The 19444-nt window shown below is 72.4% G+C and carries 15 protein-coding genes and 1 pseudogene; 9 read left to right on the top strand and 7 right to left on the bottom strand.

The genetic code is table 11. The features are described from left to right. Positions 1–532: hypothetical protein (locus tag FJ251_05560; GenBank protein MBM4117201.1), on the top strand; the 532-nt coding region annotated here is incomplete at its 5' end. A 72-nt stretch (positions 533–604) separates the two neighbouring features. Here the strand turns inward: FJ251_05560 and FJ251_05565 are convergent. The 6 genes from FJ251_05565 to FJ251_05590 all read right to left on the bottom strand — a co-directional run bounded on the left by FJ251_05565 (position 605) and on the right by FJ251_05590 (position 8480). Beyond that, on the bottom strand, positions 605–1075 hold the full coding sequence (locus FJ251_05565) for a TPM domain-containing protein (protein ID MBM4117202.1): 471 nt from the start codon (positions 1073–1075) through the stop codon (positions 605–607). A 2-nt stretch (positions 1076–1077) separates the two neighbouring features. Next, positions 1078–1863, bottom strand: a complete 786-nt coding sequence (locus FJ251_05570) for a TPM domain-containing protein (GenBank protein MBM4117203.1) — start codon at positions 1861–1863, stop codon at positions 1078–1080. A gap of 9 nt (positions 1864–1872) precedes the next feature. Continuing rightward, positions 1873–2478 (bottom strand): LemA family protein, encoded by a 606-nt coding sequence (locus FJ251_05575; protein ID MBM4117204.1) that lies wholly within the window; start codon positions 2476–2478, stop codon positions 1873–1875. Positions 2479–2583: 105 nt separating this feature from the next. Next, positions 2584–5790, bottom strand: a complete 3207-nt coding sequence (locus FJ251_05580) for an efflux RND transporter permease subunit (protein MBM4117205.1) — start codon at positions 5788–5790, stop codon at positions 2584–2586. Between the two features lie 24 nt (positions 5791–5814). Continuing rightward, positions 5815–6924: an efflux RND transporter periplasmic adaptor subunit gene (locus FJ251_05585; GenBank protein MBM4117206.1), complete on the bottom strand. Its 1110-nt coding sequence runs from the start codon at positions 6922–6924 to the stop codon at positions 5815–5817. After that, complete coding sequence (locus tag FJ251_05590; protein ID MBM4117207.1) at positions 6921–8480, bottom strand: TolC family protein; 1560 nt, start codon at positions 8478–8480, stop codon at positions 6921–6923. The genes FJ251_05585 and FJ251_05590 overlap by 4 nt, the downstream gene beginning before the upstream one ends. Positions 8481–8557: 77 nt before the next feature. On the opposite strand from FJ251_05590, the gene FJ251_05595 reads away from it, so the two are divergent. Both FJ251_05595 and FJ251_05600 read left to right on the top strand, forming a co-directional pair. Continuing rightward, a complete protein-coding gene (locus FJ251_05595) occupies positions 8558–9340 on the top strand; it encodes a serine/threonine-protein phosphatase (protein MBM4117208.1) in 783 nt (260 codons plus the stop codon). Beyond that, a complete protein-coding gene (locus tag FJ251_05600; GenBank protein ID MBM4117209.1) occupies positions 9294–10004 on the top strand; it encodes a GNAT family N-acetyltransferase in 711 nt (236 codons plus the stop codon). The genes FJ251_05595 and FJ251_05600 overlap by 47 nt, the downstream gene beginning before the upstream one ends. Positions 10005–10010: 6 nt before the next feature. On the opposite strand, the gene FJ251_05605 is transcribed toward FJ251_05600, so the two are convergent. Next, positions 10011–12323: a carbohydrate binding family 9 domain-containing protein gene (locus FJ251_05605; GenBank protein MBM4117210.1), complete on the bottom strand. Its 2313-nt coding sequence runs from the start codon at positions 12321–12323 to the stop codon at positions 10011–10013. A gap of 313 nt (positions 12324–12636) precedes the next feature. On the opposite strand from FJ251_05605, the gene FJ251_05610 reads away from it, so the two are divergent. From FJ251_05610 to FJ251_05635, 6 genes and pseudogenes are all read left to right on the top strand, one after another. After that, positions 12637–15249, top strand: coding sequence for a hypothetical protein (locus FJ251_05610; GenBank protein ID MBM4117211.1), 2613 nt, complete (start codon positions 12637–12639; stop codon positions 15247–15249). 212 nt (positions 15250–15461) lie between these two features. Next, positions 15462–16256 carry a PhzF family phenazine biosynthesis protein gene (locus FJ251_05615; GenBank protein ID MBM4117212.1) on the top strand — a complete coding sequence of 265 codons (795 nt, stop codon included), beginning with the start codon at positions 15462–15464 and terminating at the stop codon, positions 16254–16256. Positions 16257–16322: 66 nt separating this feature from the next. Then, a pseudogene (locus FJ251_05620) lies at positions 16323–16709 on the top strand (glyoxalase). 33 nt (positions 16710–16742) lie between these two features. Further along, complete coding sequence (locus FJ251_05625; protein ID MBM4117213.1) at positions 16743–17348, top strand: nitroreductase; 606 nt, start codon at positions 16743–16745, stop codon at positions 17346–17348. Positions 17349–17386: 38 nt separating this feature from the next. Then, the gene (locus FJ251_05630) at positions 17387–19126 is read left to right on the top strand and encodes a hypothetical protein (GenBank protein ID MBM4117214.1); all 1740 of its coding nucleotides are present in this window, start codon (positions 17387–17389) and stop codon (positions 19124–19126) included. Continuing rightward, the coding region (locus FJ251_05635) for a GNAT family N-acetyltransferase (GenBank protein MBM4117215.1) at positions 19123–19444 on the top strand (322 nt) is incomplete at its 3' end. The genes FJ251_05630 and FJ251_05635, both read left to right, overlap by 4 nt.

A 19444-nucleotide genomic window follows, 5' to 3' on the forward strand; every position in this document is an offset into this window, starting at 1 on the left:
TTTTGTGGACATGACCTACATCATGATGGACAACTTCATCTACGGCCTCACCAAGGGCCAGGTCTCCCCGACGACGCCCAAGGGCGACCTGACCGTGAGCACGCCCTTCGCCTCGATCGACGCGCCGCTCGATCCGGTGAAGCTCGCCCTCGCCTTCAACGTGTCCTTCATCGCGCGCGCCTTCGCGGGCGACCTCAAGCACATGACGGACATGGTGAGGTTGGCCATCGAGCACAAGGGCTTCTCCTTCGTGCACGCGATCAGCCCCTGCCCCACCTTCCGCGGCATGGACGAGTTCAAGCGCGTACGCGCGGCGGTGAACTACGTGGAGCCCACGGCCGAGGAGCTGGCCAGCAAGGCGGCGGCTTTCGAGCGCGAGGAGTCCTTCGCCGGCAAGATCAACCTGGGTGTCCTCTACAGCGCCTATCGGCCCACCTATGAGGAAGAGACCGCGATCCTGCGCCAGCGCTCGCTCAAGTCGCGCGGTCGCGCGCCCGAGATGCAGGAGCTGCTCGGCGAGTTCATGCCCTGAGCCTGCAGTTCGGGGCGCTCCTCCAGAGCCCGCGGCCTCAGGCCGCGGGCTTTTCGTTGGCGAGCGGGTGGGTCAGGACTCGAAGGAGATCTGATCGGGCAGCTCGTTGACGTCGTCGGCGCGATACGGGAAGTGCGCGGCGAGCCGCTCGCCGACACGGGCGACGCCGGCCGCGAGACCTGCGCCGAAACGGTCTTCGGCGAAGTGCCCGGCCATCAGCGCCGCCACCTCTGGCCAGAAGGCCTCGCCGACCTGCGCGTGCAGGGCCTCGTCGCCGAGCACCGCGAAGCGCCGTGAGCGCGTCGCCAGGTAGAAGAGCACGCCGTTGCGCGCCTCGGTGGCGTGCATGCCCATTGACGCGAAAAGGGCGCGGGCGCGGGCGTAGGGGTCGCCGCCGATGGGCGCTTTGCTCGGCACGTCGCGCTCGATGTGCAGGCGGAGCTCGGCACTGCTGCTCTGCTCGGCGGCGCGGATGGCGAGCATCACCGCCGCCCTCTCTTCGGGGCGCAGAAAACTACGCGGTCGATCGCTGCGCTTGGGCATCGCTACCAACCTCCGCTCGCGCCGCCGCCGCCGGAGAAGCCGCCGCCGCCGGAGAAGCCGCCAAAGCCGCCGCCACCTCCGCCGCCCCCGAAGCCGCCGAAGCCACCACCGCCACCCCAGCCGCTGCGCCGCCGGCGGCTGCTGCCCAGGGCCGAGCCGATGATCATGGGGCCGAGCAGCGAGCGCCGGCCGATGCCGAGCAGGAACATGACGATGAAGATGAGCGGGACGATCCCCGTGATGCCCGGCCCCCGCTCGCGGCGGGCGCGCGGGAGGCCCGACTGCCCCTTGGCCAGCGGGTCGTCCGGCGCCACGCGCTCGGCCACGCGCTGCATGACGAAAGCGAAGCGCGCGGCGGCCGGCTTGCGGGGCAGCGCCTGCATCTCGCGCAGGATGCGCGCGGCGACCACGTCCGGCAGTTGCTCCTCGAGGCCGTAGCCCACCTCGAGCCTGCTCGCGCCGCGCTCGGGGACGACGAGGAAGAGCACGCCGCGGAACTCGCCCTGCTTGCCCAGGCCCCAGTGCTCGTACAGACGCGCCGCGTAGTCCAGCAGGTCGCCCTCGTAATCGGGCTGGACGGCGATCACGAACTGGATGCCCGTGCGCTGCTCGAAGGCGGAGAGCGCGTCGGCGAAGCGCGTCGCCTCGCTGCGGCTGACGAGGCCGACGGCGTCATCGAAGTGCAGGGCGGGTGGCGGGGGCAGCGCGGCCGCCGCGCCGCTCGCGGCCAGGGCGGCCGCGAGCAGGCAGGCGCTGAGGGCGAGCGCGGCGCCGCGCGGGCGAAGCATGGTCTCTCCCTAGTTCCCGAAGTCGACCTTGGGGGCCTGGGCGGCGCCCTCAGCGGCCTCGAAGTAGGCCTTGGCGCCGAAGTTGAAGAGCCCGGCGATGATGTTGCCCGGGAAGCGGCGGATCGCCGTGTTGTAGTCGCGCGCCAGGTCGTTGAAGCGGCGCCGCTCGACCGCGATGCGATTCTCCGTCCCCTCGAGCTGGGCCTGCAGGTCGAGGAAGTTCTGATTGGCCTTGAGGTCGGGATAGCGCTCGACCACCACCATCAGGCGGGCGAGGGCGGAGCTCAGCTCGCCCTGCACCTGCTGGAACTTCGCCATCGTCTCCGGGTCGTTCAGGGCCTCGGGCGTGAGCTGGGCCTGCATCTGCGTGGCCTTGGCGCGCGCCTCGACCACGGCCGTCAGGGTCTCCTGCTCGTGCTCGGCGTAGCCCTTGACCGTCTCCACGAGGTTGGGGATGAGATCGGCCCGGCGCTGGTAGACGTTCTCGACGTTGCCCCACTGGCCTTCGACGCCCTCCTGGAGGCCGACGAAGCGGTTGTACTGGCCGCTGAAGCTGCCGACGAGAATGAGCAGCAGCACGACGACCGCGATGAGCGCGAGCAGGCCCTTCTTCATGGAAACTCTCCTGTGCCGGGGTGAGCGTTGGCAACGGGCGCGTCTACCGGCGCCGCGGCCAGTGTATTCGATGCCGCCGGCGAAGGCAAACCCGCCGGCCGCGCCTCAGCGCTTGGGGCCGTAGAGCCGGTAGGACTGGCCCAGGCGGAAGCGCAGGCCGACGTCGTCGACGATGCCCACCAGAGCCGGGATCAGGAAGAGCGTCAGCACCGTGGCGAAGGCCAGGCCCCAGATCATGCTGACGGCCATGGGCACCATGATCTTGCTCGCTCCCGTGCTCGCCACCGTCAGCGAGGAAAGGCCGACGATCGTGGTCACCGTCGTGAGCAGGATGGGCCGCATGCGCGTCACGCCCGAGCGGGTGATCGAGAACCAGCGGCCCACGCCGCGCCCGCGCGACTGGTTGATGAAGTCCACCATGACGATGGAGTTGTTCACGACCAGCCCCATCAGCGCGATGATGCCGGTCATCGCCGGGATCGTGAAGTGGTAGCCCATCACGAGCAGGCCGATCACCACGCCGATGAAGCTGAAGGGCACGGTGAAGAGCACGACGAAGGGCTGGATCACCGAGTTGAACTGCGTGGCGAGGATCATGAAGATGGCCAGCATCGCCACGGGCACGAGCAGGAAGAGCGAGCGGAAGCTCTCGGCCGTGCGCTCGAACTCGCCGCCGTAGTCGAGCCGGTAGCCCGGGTGGTCCTGCGCGAAGCCGGCGAAGCGCGCCTGGAGGATGCGGTTCACGGCCGTGCTCGTCTGCCCCTCGGCGAGATCGGCCGTGATCGTGATCGCGCGCTCGCGGTCGAAGCGGCGGATGTTCGTGAAGTTGCGGTCGCGGCTGAAGTCGGCGACGCTCGTCAGCGGCACCTGGCCGCGCGGCCCGGCCACCGTGAGGCGCTGGAGCGTGGCCAGGTCGCCCTGGAAGGCAGGCGCGAGGCGCACGACGACGTCGCGGTCCTCGCCGTCGGCGTCCGTGAAGACAGTGGCCGGCACGCCCTGGAAGGCCGCGTTCAGCGTGGTGGCCACCTGCGCGTTGCTCAGGCCGAGGGCGGCGGCGCGCTCCGGATCGACCTCCACCCGATACTCCAGGTTGGAGCGATCGAAGTCGTCGGCGATGTCCACGACACCGGGAATGCCCGCGAGCACCCCGCGCACCTGCGCGCCCAGCTCCTCGAGCACCTCGAAGCGCGGCCCGAGCACGCGCAACTCGACTGGCTTGCCCGTGGGCGGCCCGCTGTCGGGACGCCCCAGCGCGAGGCCCGTGAACCCCGGTTCGCGCTCGAGGCGCCGGCGGATCAAGGCCATCAGCTCGGTGTCGCTGCGCTCGCGGTCGGCGGCCGAGACGAGGTCGAGGTCGAGCTGCGCGCGCTCGGCGCCGCGCACGTACTGGTAGTTGACCACCTGGAAGCCCACGGAGCTGACGATGCCCTTGAGCTCCTCGGGGCGCACGACCTCGCGCACGATGGCTTCCACCGCGGCCGCGCGGCGCTCGCTGGCGGCCAGCGGCGTGCCGGCCGGCAGCTCGAAGCGCAGCGTGATGGCGTCGAAGTCCTCGGCGTGGAACATCTCCACGGGGATGAAGCGCAGGAGCCCGGCGCTGACGATCGCGAGCAGCACGACGCTGGCCACGGCCCAGTAGCGGTGCCGGAGCGTGAAGGCGAGGTGGCGCCGATAGACGCCCTCCAGGCGTCGCTGCAACGGATTCCGCTGGCGCACGAGGGTCGCGCCGCGCAGGCCGCCGGGCGTGATGGTGGCCGCCGGGCGGGCGAACGCGCGGGCACCCACCGCGTCGTCCTCGTCGATGATGTAGCGCGGCGCGCGGCCGAGGCGGCGGCGCAGGCCCTCGGTCCAGGCATTCAGCTCGAAGGCGTGGCTGGGCAGCATGAGAATCGCCTCGAGCAGGCTGGCCAGCAGCGCGAAGGATATGGTGAGCGGGATCGCGCTCATGAAGTCGCCGATCATGCCGGTCATGAAGAGCAGGGGCAGGAAACCGGCCACCGTGGTCAGCACGGCCGAGATCACCGGCGACATCACCTCGCGCGCGCCCTGGATCGTCGCGCGCCGCAGCGGCTGGCCCAGCTCGAGGCGGCGCTGGATGTTGTCCACGACGACGATGGCGTCGTCCACGATCATGCCGAGCGCCTTGATCAGGGCGCAGAGGGGGAGCATGTTGATGCTCATGCCCGTCACGCTCATCAAGAGGAAGCCGACGAGGAAGGTGAAGGGGATGCCGATCAGCACCAGCACCGCGTTGATCCAGCCGAGGAAGACGAAGAGCAGCCCGCCGACGAGGATGGCCGTCAGCCAGGCGTTGTCGGTCATGATGCCCAGGCGCTCCTCGATCAGCTCGGAGGTGTCGTTGCGCACCTCGAGCCGCACCGGCACCGGCAGCGTCTCATTGTAGCGCGCGACGAGCGCCCGCACGCGCTCCATGATCGCGATCGCGTCGCCGTCGACCTTCTTGTAGAGGGTCAGGTTGCCGGCGCGCGCGCCGTTCAGCCACGTGCTGGAGCGGCGCTCCTCGGGCGCGCTGCGCACCGTCGCCACCTGCGCGAGCCGCACGCTGTGCACGCCATCCCCGCGCAGCACGGTGGCGCCGATCTCCTCGAGGCGCTGGACCTTGCCGAGGATCCGCAGGGCGTACTCGCGCGCGCCGAGCTCGGCGTGGCCACCGGGCAGGTCGAGGTTGCGGCCGGCCAGCGCCGCGATCACCTCGCCGAGCGAGAGCCCGTGGTGCTCGAGCAGGTCGGGGTCGACGTCGACGTGCACCTCCGTCTCGCGCAGGCCTTCGATGTCCACCTTGCGCACGCCGGGCAGCTCGGTCAGCTCCTTCTTGAGATCTTCCGCCACCTCGAGCAGCGCGGCCTCTTCGGCCTCGCCGCCGATGGCGATGAAGCAGACCGGCTGGATGATGGAGGCGTCCAGCTCGAGGAAGACGGGATCCTCGGCGTCCGCGGGCAGGTCGGGGATGTTGTTCACCACCGCCTGCAGGTCGAGCATGAACTTGTCCAGGTCCGTGCCCTCGTCGATCAGGAGATCGACCATGGCGATGCCCTGCTGCGAGCTGCTCATCACCTCGTCGAGGCCGTCCAGCTCCGCGACCGCGTCCTCCAGCTTGACCGTGACCTGCTGCTCGACCTCGTGCGCCGAGGCGCCCGGGTAGGTCACCATCACCAGCGCTTCGTTGAGATTGGCGTTGGGGAAGAACTCCCGCGGCAGGTCGCGGTAAAGGGCGAGCCCCGACACCACGAGGATGAGGAAGATCATGTTGACCAGGATCTTCCGGTCCACCGAGAACTGGGGGATGTTCATCGCCGCTCCCGCTTCCGCGCGCTGCTAGCGCGCCGTCTCGCGGAGGGCCACGGGCTGCCCGTCGCGCGCGCTCCACTGTCCCTGGACGATCAGCTGGTCGCCCGCCGCCAGGCCGGCTTCCACGAGAACGCGCTCGCCGTCGGTGGGGCCGAGCGTGAGCGCGCGGCGGCGCGCGAGGCCGGCCTCGACGACGAAGGCCACCGGCTGGCCGTACTGCTCGACGACGGCGTCGCCCGGAATCAGGATCGCGCCCGGCCGGCGGGCGATCTCCACTTCCACCCGCGCCGCCATGCCCGAGAGCATCCGCTCGCCGGGATTGTCCGCGACGATCTCCACCGCGTAGCTGCGCGTCAGCGGATCGGCGCGCACGCCGACCGCCTGCAGCGCGCCCGGGAAGCGCGCCTCGCCGAGGGCTGGAATGCTCAGCGTGGCCGGCTGCCCGGCCGCGAGGCGCGCCACGTCCTGCTCGGAGACGCTGCAGCGCACACGCACCTGCGCGAGATCGGCCAGGGCGGCGACGGGCATGCCCGGCGCGACTTGCTCGTGCGCGTCCACGTGCTTGGCGGCGAGACGCCCCGCGAAGGGGGCGAGCACCCGGGCGTCCTCGAGCTGCAGCCGCGCCTGCTCGAGCCCGGCCGCCGCCGCGCGCCGCGCGCTCTCGGCCTGGCGCTCGGCGAGTGTCACGCTCTCGAGCTCGGCGTCGCTGATGCGCTCGCGGGCCTTCAGCTCGCGCGCCCGCTCCAGCTCGCGGGCCGCCTGCGCCGCGGCGGCCTCGGCGGCGAGCAACCCGGCCTCGGCCTGGGCGAGGGCCGTCTCGAAGGGGCGCAGATCCAGGCTCAGGATCAACTCACCCTTGGCGAGGCGATCGCCGAGCTCGGCGGGGAAGGACGCCACCGTGCCGGGCAACTTGGCGGCGATCTCCACCTCGCGCCGGGCCTGCGTGCTGCCGTTCAGCCGCAGGGTCTGCCGGAACTCCTCGGCGGCCAGGGTGCTGACGCTGACCGGCGTGGCCGCGACCGTGCTATCGGCTGCTGCGTCGCTCCCGCCGCGCTGTTCGCAAGCCCCGAGCGAGAGGCCGAGGAGCAGCAGGGCGCCGAGGACGAAGGCGCGGCGCGGTGAAGGGGGCGTCGTCATCGGTCTTCCTCCCCGCCGCCGGCGGCGCTGCCGCCGAGCAGGCTCTCGAGCGCGGCCAGGGCCGCCAGCTCCTCGTAGCGGGCCGCGACTGCCGCGGCGCGAGCGGCCGTGGCGGCGGTCTGCACGTCGACGAGATCGAACTCGGACAGGTGGCCGAGGCCGTAGCGGTCCTCCATCAGGACCAGCGTGGCCTCCGCCTGCTGCGCCGCCCGCTCGCGATGGCCGCGGCTCTCGCGGGCGCGCTGCACCTCGTGCCAGGCGGCGTGCACGGCGAGGCCGAGCTGCGCGCGGCTGTCGTCGGCGGTGTAGCGGCTGCGCCGCTCCTCGGCCGCGGCGCGGCGGTACTGCGTCCAGCGTGCGGGCAGGTCGAAGACCGGCAGCATCACGAGCGCGGTCGCGCTCCAGGTGCGATAGTCGTCGAGCGCGGCCGTGTCGTTCTCGCGCCAGCCGACGTTGACGGCGAAGTGCAGGCTCGGCGCGAGGCCCGCCGCGGCCGTCAGCTTGCCGGCGGCGGCGAGGTCTTCGCCGGCCGCCACCGCGAGGGCGCGCGGGCTGGCCGCCAGCCTGCGCTGGACGAGCGCGGCCGGCGATTCCGCCGCCAGGGCCGCGGCGCGGGCGAGGACCGTCTCGTCCACGGGCGCGGGCGCGAGCGGCGTCTCCAGCGCGAGGCCGAGGAGACGATTGAGGTCCATCTCGGCGAGCGTGGCGGCCGCGCGCGCGCCGGCGAGATCGCTGCGCGCCGCGCCGACGGGCACTTCCCAGAAGAGGCGATCGGCGCGATTGAGCATGCCCAGCGCTTCGCGCTCCGCGGCGAGGAGGGCGCGGTTCTCGGCGGCGGCCAGGCCCGCCTCGGCGACGGCCAGCAGATCGCGCGCCGCGAGCAGGCGGAAGTAGGCCTGGCGGACGGCGAACTGCACGGCGTCGCGCTCGGCGCGAAAGCCCGCGCCGGCCGCCCGCTCGCCGGCCCGCGCCATCCGGCTGCCGCCGATCAAGTGCAGGTTGAGCGGGAACTCCTGGTTCAGCGAGAGCGCGCTGCGATAGGTGTCGCGGTAGAGGAAGGGATCGATCTGCACCTCGTCGGCGCCCACGCCGAGGGCGCCGAGGATCGCCTCGAAGCCCACCTGCGCCTGGTTCGCCTGCTCCAGGCTGCGCGCGTCCACGCGGGTGACGGAGCTGCTGAAGCCGCCCGTGGGCAGGAAGGCGAGATCGCTGGCCCGGCGCGCCCAGCGACTGGCATCCAGGGCGGAGCGGCTGGCCTGGAGCGTGGCGTTGTTCGCCAGGGCCATCCTCTCGGCGCCGGCGAGGTCGATCGCCAGCGGCGCCGCAGGCGCCTGGGCCCGCGCCGGCCCGGCGAGCAGCAAGCCCATCGCAATGATGATGACGCGCATCGCCTCGCTCCGCCTCCCTGAGCTGCCGGCTGCGCCGCGACTGCGCCTCCGGCCGGGCGCCGGCCGCGCCCCTGCACAGAGTAAGGCCTGCGCGGCGGCTTGGCCAGCCCCTCCGCGGGCCCCGCCCCCCCGCGGAATTTTGGTGACATCGGCTGGAGGCCTTGCCATGCTGCTCTGTCCGCCCCGCGTGTCCGGGCCCGCGGGGCGCTGCTGCTGGCCCCCGATCGCCCTCTCGAGGAGGCCCCGTGACAGCCGGAGTGACGCCGATGCGGGTCTTCGCGGCCAGCGATGTGGGGCGTGTCCGCAGCGAGAACCAGGACGCCCACTTCGGCGGGCCCATCCCCGCCGGCCGCGAGCAGTCCCACGGCCAGCTCCTGCTGGTCGCCGACGGCATGGGCGGCCATGCCGCGGGCGCCGTCGCCAGCGAGCTCGCGGTCGCGACCATCCTCAAGGTCTTCTACGAGGAGCCGCTCGGGCTCGGCGCCGATCCCGGGCCGCTGCTCCGGCGCGCCTTCCAGGCCGCGAACTACGCCATCCTCGAGGCCGGCCGCCAGGACCAGGGCCGCTTCGGCATGGGCACGACCTGCACCGCCCTCCTCCTGCGCGACAGTCAGGCCTGGCTCTGCCATGTCGGCGACACGCGCATCTATCGGCTGCGGGGCGGGGTGCTCGAGCAGCTCACGCGGGACCACACGCTGCTCCAGCAGATGATCGACACCGAACAGCTCAAGCCCGACGACGTCCTGCGGCGCTCGATCCGGCACATCCTCGTGAGCGCGATGGGCAGCGAGGAGCGGGTGCGCGTCGACGCCAACCGGACGCCGATCCCGGTGCTCGTCGGCGACGCCTTCCTGCTCAGCAGCGACGGCCTCCACGACCTGCTCGGCGAGGAGGACATCCTGGGCCTGCTCGCGGCCAACAGCGGCCAGGAGGCGGTCGCCGCGCTCACCGAGGCGGCGCTCGCGGCGGGGGCGCCGGACAATGTCACCGTCCTGCTCGCGCAGTGGGACGACAGCGAAGAGGGTTGACGCCATGAGCCAGGACATCCCCAGCGGCATCGAGAAGCCGCGCACGCCGCGGCCGGTCTACCACTGCGGCGTCTGCAACAAGCCGCTGCCCTGGGACGGCGGGCGCGTGCGCCTCGTCTGCCGCGAGCCCGAGTGCCGGGGCGACCGGCCGCGCCCGGCGCCGATCCGCGTGCGCGAGGGAGACGAGCACGACCGCGTCGCCCTGCTCCAGGTCAGCCGGGACTTCTTCGGCAGCACCCACCTGCACGCCTTCGGCGGCGTCTTCCCCCTGGCGAAGTGCGCCTTCCTCGTCGTCGAGTTCGACCGCGAGCGGGCGGGTTTTCTCTCCTACGCGCTGCACTTTCCGGCCGAGGACGAGGCCGCCGTGATCCTGATGGCCGTGCTGCCCGGCTTCCAGGGCCGCGGCGTCGGCCGCGCGCTCCAGGGCGCGATGGACGCCGTCTGCCGCCCGCTCGGCATTCGCCGCATCCACATCGCGACGACGAACGACAACATCCCCGGCCTCTACTTCTACCAGCGCCTGGGCTATCGCCTGCGCAGCCTGCACGTGGGCGCCGCAGCCACCGCGCTCGCCGAGCACGGCGAGGCGGGCATGGCCGGCTTCGGCGGCATTCCGATCCTGGACGAGGTCCACTTGACCAAGGAGTTGGGACGCACGCCCTAGGCGCGCCTAGGTCTGCAGCAGCACCTGCAGCTTGAGGAAGAACTGCCGCTCGGCCTGGGCGAGGCCGGTCTCGCCGCCGTAGTCGAGCACGTGGTGCGCGGAGCCGAGGTAGAGCACCGTGAACGGGCTCAGCTTGTAGCTGAGCAGCGGCTCGAGGTCGATGGCGCTGTCGAAGTCGTCGTACTGGACGATCGCGCGCAGGAAGAGTCGCCGCGTGAACTGCAGGTCGAGCCGCGTGCGCGCGACGTAGCCACGGAAAACCTCGTCGCCCGTGTCCGGATGCTCCATGCGCGTCCACTCGAGGCTGGGCCAGATCACCGTGCGCTGGCCCAGGCGCAGGCTTGCCCAGCCCGCGACCGCGCGCTGGCGGCCCAGGAACGGCGCTGCCGTGCGGCGGATGGTGTGCGCCCAGTGCAGCTCGGCCCCGAACTGGGCGGCGCTGCTCGGATTGCAGGAGAACTCGACGCTGGTGCGCCGAATGCCGTCGAACTGCACGCCGCGGTAGTTCTCGGCGCTCCACATCTGCACGAGTTCCACGTGGGTCTGCTTGAGCAGATTCAGGTCGACCGCGGGGACGAACCACTCGTCCTTCTGCTTGCCGGCGTAGTTCCAGGCGCCGCCCACCGAGAAGCGCGGCTGGACGCTCTCGACGAAGCGACTCGCCGGCCGGAAATCCCAGCCCATCCAGCCGCTGAGGTCGCGGCGGTTGCTGGTGGAGATGAAGCCGTTCTCCGCGCGGAAGGCGGGACTGGTCTGCCTCGCGTCGATGTCGAAGTTCCAGCGCCGGCCGCTGCGCTCGAGGCTGGTGTAGAGCGCGTGGCCGAGGAAGCGCTCGCCGTCCAGGGCCGCGCTGTAGCGGCCACCGTCGAAGCGCAGGTTCTGCGCGACGAGGGGGACGCTGAGCAGGCTGTCGACGGGCTCCTGGGTGCGGCTGCCCAGGGCCTGGAACTCCCAGCGCCAGTTGTCGCGGAAGCGCAGCGCCCAATCCAGGCCGGCCACCGTGCCCGCACCGCCGTCCGCCGGCAGGCGCAGGCCGTGCTTGTCGAACTCGGCGCCGTGGCGGCGGTCCGTCAGCAGCGCGCCGATGAAGGAGCTGCCCGCGTAGCTGCGGCGCAGGCGCAGGATGTTCGAGAGGCTCTCGCCGCCCAGCAGGATGCGGCTCGACTCCTCGAAGGGCAGGATGAAGGGGCTGCGTTCGTCCTGGGCGCTGAGCAGCAGCAGCTCGTAGGGTCCGCGCCGCGCCGTCACCTTGGCCGCGACGTAGGGGTCGTTGATCGAGCGCGTGTAGATGGCGTTGATCCAGGAGCCGAAGAGGTTGCTGCCGCGCTGGAAGAAGGGCCGCCGCTCCTCGTAGAAGAGCGCGAAGGGCGTGTTGACGTCGATCTGGGCGGCGTCGGACTCGACCTGGCTGAAGTCGGGGTTGAAGGCGCCCTCGATGGCGAGGTTGGGGCCGAAGGTGTAGGCGAGGCCGAGGCCGAAGTCGGCGCGGGAGTCGCCGCGCTGCCAGGGCGAGTCCGGATCGTCCGCGTTCGCCAGGCCCGCTCCCTGGTGCGCGATCATCGCGGGCAGCAGGGAGAGGCCGCCGCCCGGCTTCACCGCGCGGATGCCCCGCAGGGTGCCGAACTGGCACATCCAGCAGGCCTCGTCCCGGTCGACGGCGGCCCAGGTGCTGCGCTCGCGGAAGTTCCGTTTGCGGTCCCGCCAGAAGGTCGCCCGCCAGACCTGCTCCTCGGCGTCGGGGAAGAGCAGGCTCGCGAAGGGGACGGCGACCTCGACCTGGAAGCCCGTGGCCGTGAGGCGGCCTTCGGAAGTCCAGACGAGATCGAAGCCGATATCCTCACCGCCGCCGGCGACCAGGCGCAGGTCGCCCTGGATGCCCAGGGGGTTCACGAAGAGCTCGTAGGCCCAGGCCTGGTCGGCGTAGGTGTCCAGGATGATGCCGAGGTAGTCGTCCTGCCAGATGGCGTCGCGGTCGCGCAGGCCCGCGCGCACCTCGGCGGAGTCGTCCTCGGCGATGAAGGCCAGGTAGAGCTGCTCGGCGTCGTAGGTGACGAGCACGCGGGTCGCGACCGGCGGCTCGCTGTTGTCGCCCGGACTGCTCTCGGCGAAGTTCTCGGCGACGGCGGCGCCGGCCCAGCCCGGGTCGTCGAGCAGGCCGTCGATCCGGATCTCGCCGGCGGCGGGGCGCAGCGTGAGCGATGGGCGCCAGTTCGGCGCGAAGTCCGCGGCGGCGGCGAGGGTGCTGAGGCTGCTGAGGGTGAAGGCGGCGGCGGCAATACGAGCAGGACGGGCGAGGCCCTGGCGCGTCAGACCCTTCATCGTACTCCCTGCGTGCCGAGCGGCGGCGAGTGGGGCAGCCCGGCCGGGCCGGCGGTCTTGGCTCCCGCCTTCCCGGCCGGGCGTGGCACGCGGCACCGGGTCCGCGCACGGCGGCAATCTACGACAGCTCCTGGTGCTCGTTTCTCGCTTCGGCTCGCTTTTTACGCCGGGATACCGTTTTTACAGCGAGCGAAACCCGGACCCCCGACTTCTGCGTAGGGGGCCTTCGTTTTCGGTTGGTCGCGGGGCGGGCTGCGCTACACTCGCCCTGTCGCCGATCCCGCAACCGGCGCCGATCCCTCAGGAGGCAAGCATGCGCACTCGCTCCCGTCGCGGCGCGCTCCCGCGTCCGCCCTTCGCCGCCGTCTGGGCACTGCTGATCACTCTCGCAGGCCCGGCCCTCGCGGACACTCCCGATCACCCCGCGCTCGTCGAGCAGCTCGGCCAGATCGAGCGCCTCGGCATGCTGCCCGGAGCAGCGAACAGCGCCGCCGCGGGACTGCTCAACCCCGCGGCCTGGTCCGTGCAGCGCAGCGGGGGACTCTATTTCGCCTGGGTCGACCCCGAGGGCGATCCCTATCCGCGCCAGGAGTTCACGGACTTCACCGCCGTCGCCAACCTGAAGAGCCTCGGCTTCGGCCTGCGCTACCGCGGCCTCGGCGAGGACGCGGACGGCGTGAACGCCGCCGCTCACTACACCTACACGCTGGGACTGTCGGGCGGCGACCGCAGCCAGGCCAGCGGCCTCTCCTACACCTGGACGCGGGGCGCGATCGGCGCCTTCGGCGAGCAGCGCCTGCTGACGGCCGGCAGCATCCGCCGCTGGCAGCAGGTCTCGCTCGGGGTCACGGGCGGCTACGACTTCACGGCCAAGCACAGCCTCTACCAGGCCGACCTCGGCCTGCGGCCATTCGGGCCGCGCCTGACCCTGGTCGGGGGCGCCTCCTACATCCCTCCCGAGAAGGAGGACGACGCCTTCGACGAGGTGGCCTTCAGCTACGGCCTCGAGGCGCGCGTGCTGCCCGGGCTGGATCTCGCCGCGCTCGCCCGCGACACCGGCGAGCTCAGTCTGCGGGTGGACCTCGCCTTCGGCGGCGGCAAGCCGGGCGGCGAGCCGATGCGCTCGGCCCTCGGCGCGCGCTTCCACCTGGACGACGAGCAGGAGCACGCGGCCACGACCTACGCCTTCGAGATGATGGCGGGGCCCCACCTCGGGCTGCTCATGGCCAAGCCGAAGCACTACCCCGAGATCGACCTCCGGGGCGATCTGAGCTACCGCAACTACCGCTTCTTCGACGATCGCCGCCGCTTCGTCGAGCTGCTCGGGGAGCTGGCGGGCGACGCCCAGGACCGCAGCGTGGCCGGTGTCGTCATCAATCTCTCCAGCCTGGCGGCCACGCCGGCCAATCTCTGGGAGCTGCGCGCGCAGCTCGCCGGCCTGCGCGCGGCGGGCAAGAAGGTCGTCATCTACTTCGATCGGGCGGGGATCCCGCTCTACATGCTGGCCAGCGTCGCCGACGAGCTGTGGATGGATCCGCACGGCGACCTCGACATCAAGGGCCTCAACTTCGGGCGCAGCTACTACCGGGCGATGCTGGACAAGATGGGCGTCGGCATCGACGAGTGGCGCTTCTTCACCTACAAGTCGGCGATGGAGGGCTTCTCGCGCACCTCGATGTCCGACGCCGACCGCGAGCAGTTCCAGGCCTTCATGGAGGACTGGTACGCCGCCGCCGTCGGGCTCATCCTCGAGGCGCGCGGCCTGGACCGCGGGGCCTGGGACGCGCTGGTCGACGAGAAGGCCGAGCTGATGGCCGAGGAGGCCCTCGCCGCCGGGCTGGTGGACAAGCTGGGCGACTACAACGAGGCCAAGGAAGGCGCCAAGGAGGCGGGGCGCCGCGCGAGCGGCGACGCCGTCAGCGCGGAGCTGGCCGCGCTCTTCGGCGATCCGGTCTGGGGTCGCGAGATCTGGGGCGAGCCGAAGAAGATCGCCCTGCTCTACGCCATCGGCGAGTGCGCCATGGACACGGGCATCCAGGGCCGGCGCCTGTCCAAGACCATCCGCGCGATGCGCGAGAACCCGGGCGTCGCCGCCGTCGTGCTGCGCGCCGACTCGCCGGGCGGCGACCCGCTGCCCAGCGACCTCGTCTCCCGCGAGCTGAAGGCCACCGAGGAGAAGAAGCCGGTCTTCGTCTCCCAGGGCCAGGTGGCGGCTTCGGGGGGTTACTGGATCAGCATGCACAGCACGGCCATCTATGCCTCGCCCTTCACGCTGACCGGCTCGATCGGGGTCATCTCGGGTCACCTCTGGGACAACGGCCTGGGCGACAAGCTCGGCATGGACTACGACCACGTGCAGATCGGCGAGCACGCGGACTACCAGAGCGGTCCGGTCCTGCCGCTGATCGGGGAGAGCATCCCGTACCGGCCGGTCACGCCCGAGGAGCGCTCCCGCGGCGAGTACGTGATGAAGACCCTCTACCACAACTTCACCGAGCAGGTGGCCACGGGCCGCGGCCTGACGCCCGAGGCCGTGGACAAGATCGGCCAGGGCCGCGTCTGGAGCGGCACAGACGGTCAGGCGATCGGCCTCGTCGACCGCGTCGACGGCCTCTGGGGCAGTCTGGTCGCGGCCAAGCGCGCGGCGGGCCTGCCCGACAGCCGTCCGGTGACCCTCGTCGAGGGCCCCGCGCTCGGCGCCTTCGACTTCAGCTTCCTCAAGCCGTCGCTGCCCGGCTTCGGCCTGCTCGCGCGCCTCGGCACTGCCGCGGCAGAGACAGCGCCGGCGCCGTTGCTCAGTGGCGATCCCTGGTCGCGCCTGCCCGCGGCCGAGCGCCTGTACCTCGAGCAGCTCGTCGCCGCGCAGGGCGGGCCGCTCGTCATGATGCCGCCGATCGCGATCGAGAGCGTGCGCCTGACGCCCTAGGCGCGACTGCCTCGCGCAGGAGAACCGGACCGCGGCGCCCCGCGGTCCGGTTTTTTCTGGCATCCGGCGCCCGGTCGGTTATACTGATCCCGAGAGCAATCCCTAGACTGGGCGCCCACGGGCGCCGGCGCCGTGGCGCTCCGGACGTAGGACGGGAGCGACACGGCGCCTTCGTTTGCGGCGCCGCCCCGCCGCCGGCCCGGAGGTGCTCCATGCGAGTCCCCTACTTCGTCGTCGATGCCTTCGCCTCCGCGCCCTTCACGGGCAACCCCGCCGGCGTCTGCCCGCTGGTCACCTGGCTGTCCGACCCGCTGCTGCAGGCGATCGCCGCCGAGAACCGCCACAGCGAGACGGCCTTCCTCGTCAAGGGCGGCGACCACTACGCCCTGCGCTGGTTCACGCCGGCCGTCGAGGTGAACCTCTGCGGCCACGCAACGCTGGCCGCGGCGCACGTGCTCTTCACGCACCTGGGCGAGCCGGGCCCGCGCCTGGAGTTCCGCAGCCACAGCGGGCCGCTCTTCGCCGAGCGGCAGGCGGGGCGCATCGCCCTCGACTTTCCGGCCCTGCCCCTGCGCCCGCGGCCCGTGGACGCGGCCCTCGTCGCCGCCCTCGGCTGCATGCCCGAGCTGGCGATGCGCGAGGACGACATCCTCGCCGTGCTGCCGGACGCCGAGAGCGTGCGCCGCCTGCGGCCCGACCTCGCCGCCGTCGCCGCCCTGGACTGCCGCGGCCTGATCGTGACGGCGCCGGGCCGCGACTGCGACTTCGTCTCGCGCTTCTTCGCCCCGGCGGCCGGTGTGGATGAGGACCCGGTGACGGGCTCCGCGCACTGCCTGCTCGCGCCCTACTGGGCCGAGCGCCTGGGCAAGCGCGAGCTGCACGCCCGGCAGCTCTCGCCGCGGGGCGGCGAACTCTTCTGCCGTCTGCTCGGGGAGCGGGTCGAGATCGCGGGCCAGTGCCGCGACTACCTGCGCGGCGAGATCGCGCTGCCGGACGCGCTGATCTAGCCCGGCGGCTTGATCGCCGCTCGCCCATTCGCCACAATGCGCGGAGACCAGGTCCCGGAGACTGCCATGGCCCCCGCGCTCTTCGTTCTCTACGTCGCCGACCAGCCGGCCGCCCGTCGCTTCTGGGCCCGCGTGCTCGTGCGCGAGCCCCAGCTCGACGTGCCCGGCATGACCGAGTTCGCCCTCGCCGAGGGCGCGCTGCTCGGCCTGATGCCCGAGGCGGGGATCCGCCGTCTGCTCGGACCGGCGCTGCCCGATCCCGCTGCTGCGGCGGGCGCGCCGCGCGCCGAACTCTACCTGCGCGTGCCCGATGCGGCGGCCGCCCACGCGCGCGCCCTCGCGGCCGGCGCGCGCGAGCTGAGCGCACCGGCCGCGCGCGAGTGGGGGGAGCGCGTCGCCTACAGCCTGGACCCCGACGGCCACGTGCTGGCCTTCGCGGACGGGGCTGCCGCGGGGCACGAGAAGCCGGCGCCCACCGAGGCGCCCGTGCTCGAGGCCATCCGCCGGCGCTGGAGTCCGCGCGCCTGGACCGCCGAGCCCCTGCCGGCCGGCGCGATTGCCGCGCTCTTCGAGGCCGCGCGCTGGGCGCCCTCCTCCTTCAACGAGCAGCCCTGGCGCTGGCTGGTGGCCGGCCGCGAGGACCCGAACGCCTTCGCGCTCCTGCTGAGCTGCCTGGGCGAGTGGAATCAGCGCTGGGCGCGCCGCGCCGGCGCGCTCGCGCTCGCCGTCACGCGCGAGCAGTTCAGTCGCAACGAGAAGTCGAACCACCACGCCTGGTACGACCTCGGCCAGGCCTGTGCGCTGATGGCCGTGCAGGCGGCCGCCCTCGGCCTGCAGACCCACCAGATGGGCGGGATCGACCCCGAGCGCGCGCGGCAGGTCTACGGCGTGCCGGCGGGCTACCAGGTGGTGACGGGCATCGCGATCGGCCGGCCGGGCGATCCGGCCGCCCTCGACGACGAGGGCATGCGCGAGTCCGAGCTGGCGCCGCGCCGGCGCCGCCCGCTGGCCGAGAGCGTCTTCGCCGGCCGCTGGGGCGAGCCGCATCCGGCCTTTGGCCCGCCGGGTAACCGCCGCGAGGAGGCCCCGTAGCAGGCCATCCCCCGCGAAACCATCCCCTGGGAGGCGCCATGAAGACGCTGCTGCTCTCCTGCCTCGGCACCCTGCTCGCCCTCGCGCTCGTCGTCCTCGGCCTCGCGGGGGGCTTCGCCTGGAAGAACTCGCGCGGCCCCGAGGTGGACCGCGGCGACTGGCTGGTGATCGACCTCTACGGCGCCCTGCCCGAGTACGACCCGCCGGCCGGGCCCCTCGGCCAGCTGATGGACGGCGGCGCCCGTACCCTGACCCGCACGCTGGAGGTGCTCGAGAAGGCGCGCGCGGACGAGCGCGTCGCGGGCTTGCTCCTGAAGGTCGGCCCCAACGGCGCCGGCTGGGCCAGCATCGAGGAATTGCGCGGCGCCGTGGCCGCGCTGCGCGCGGCGGGCAAGCCAGCCCTCGCCTGGTCGGACGACATCGACCTGAAGGGGCTCTTCCTGGCCAGCGCCTGCGAGTCCATCTTCATCGCGCCGCACGCGGAGCTGAGCCTGACCGGCGTGCGCGCACAGTCCCTGCACGTCAAGCGCGCCCTGGACAAGCTGGGCATCAAGCCGCAGCTCCACCAGATCAAGGACTACAAGGCCGCCGCCGAGTTGCTCCTGCGCGAGGATGCCAGCGAGGCCGCCAAGGAGAACGACCGCTGGATCATCGATGAGTTCTGGCGGCTCGCGCTGACCGCCTTCCAGGCCGAGCGCGGGCTCAGCGAGGCGCAGATCACCGCGATGATGGAGAAGGCCGTCTTCTCGCCGGCCGAGGCGAAGGCCGGCGGGCTCATCGACGAGGCGCTCTACTTCGACGAGCTGAAGGCCCGCCTCGCCGCGCGCCCCGAGCAGAAGACCGAGGACGGCGCCCTGCCCACGATCGCCGACGGCGAGTACGCCAAGCTGGAGCGCGAGGACCTCGACCTCGAGGGCAAGCCGCGCATCGCCGTCGTGCACGCGCAGGGCTCGATCGGCGGGCGCGAGAGCCGCGTCGACCCCCTGCTCGGCGTCATGATGGGGCACGAGTCCGTGGTGGCCGACCTGCGCGCCGCGCGAGAGGACGAGGACGTGGTGGCGATCATCTTCCGCGTCGACAGCGGGGGTGGCGAGTCCCTGGCCAGCGGCTTCATACGCCACGAGGTGGGCCTCTGCGCGGCGGCGAAGCCCACGATCTGCTCGATGGTGGACGTCGCCGCCTCCGGCGGCTACCTGATCGCCTACCACGCGAGCAAGCTGGTCGCCGACGCCTTCACGGTCACCGGCTCCATCGGCTCGATCAGCGGCAAGTTCAACGTGAGGGGCCTGCACGAGAAGCTCGGCATCACGCACGACGCGGTCGAGAAGGGCCCCAACGCCGACTTCTGGTCCGACCAGAAGGACTTCACGCCCGAGCAGTGGGCGCGCTTCACCCAGGATCACTGGCGCGGCTTCAACGAGTGGCTGGCCGACGTGGCCGTGAAGCGCGGCATGAGCTTCGCGGAAGCGGAGGCGCTGGCGCACGGCCGCGTCTGGACTGGCACGCAGGCGCTGGAGAACAGGCTCGTCGACGCGGTGGGCGGCTTCGACGCCGCGCTCGCGCTCGCCCGGGAGCAGGCGGGCCTCGCGCCGGACGCGAAGGTGAAGCTCGTCCACTACCCCGAGGCGCCCGGCCTGCTCGACTTCCTTCAGGACGGCGACGCGAGCGGCGCCCTGAGCTGGCTCGCCTACCGCTATCTGCGGGAGGACCTGGCCGAGACCTGGCGGCTCATCGAGACCGGCGTGCTCGTCGAGGGCGCCGTGGCGGTGCCGCGATGAGCCCGCGGGCGAAGGCACCGGCGCCGCGCGTCCTGCCGCTCACCCCCGAGCGCTGGGCCGACTTCGAGACGCTCTTCGGTCCCCGCGGCGCCTGCGGCGGCTGCTGGTGCATGTGGTGGCGGCTGAAGCGCAGCGACTGGGAGCGCGGCCAGGGCGCCGGCAACAAGCAGGCGATGCGGCGGCTCGTGGCGGCGGGCGCGGTGCCCGGCCTGATCGCCTATGCCGGGGACGAGCCGGTGGGCTGGGTGTCGGTAGGCCCCCGCGAGCACTTCGGCGTGCTCGGGCGCTCGCCGGTGCTGAAGCCCGTGGACGAGACGC

The sequence above is a fragment of the bacterium genome (genome assembly GCA_016873475.1).
GTDB lineage: Bacteria > Krumholzibacteriota > Krumholzibacteriia > JACNKJ01 > JACNKJ01 > VGXI01.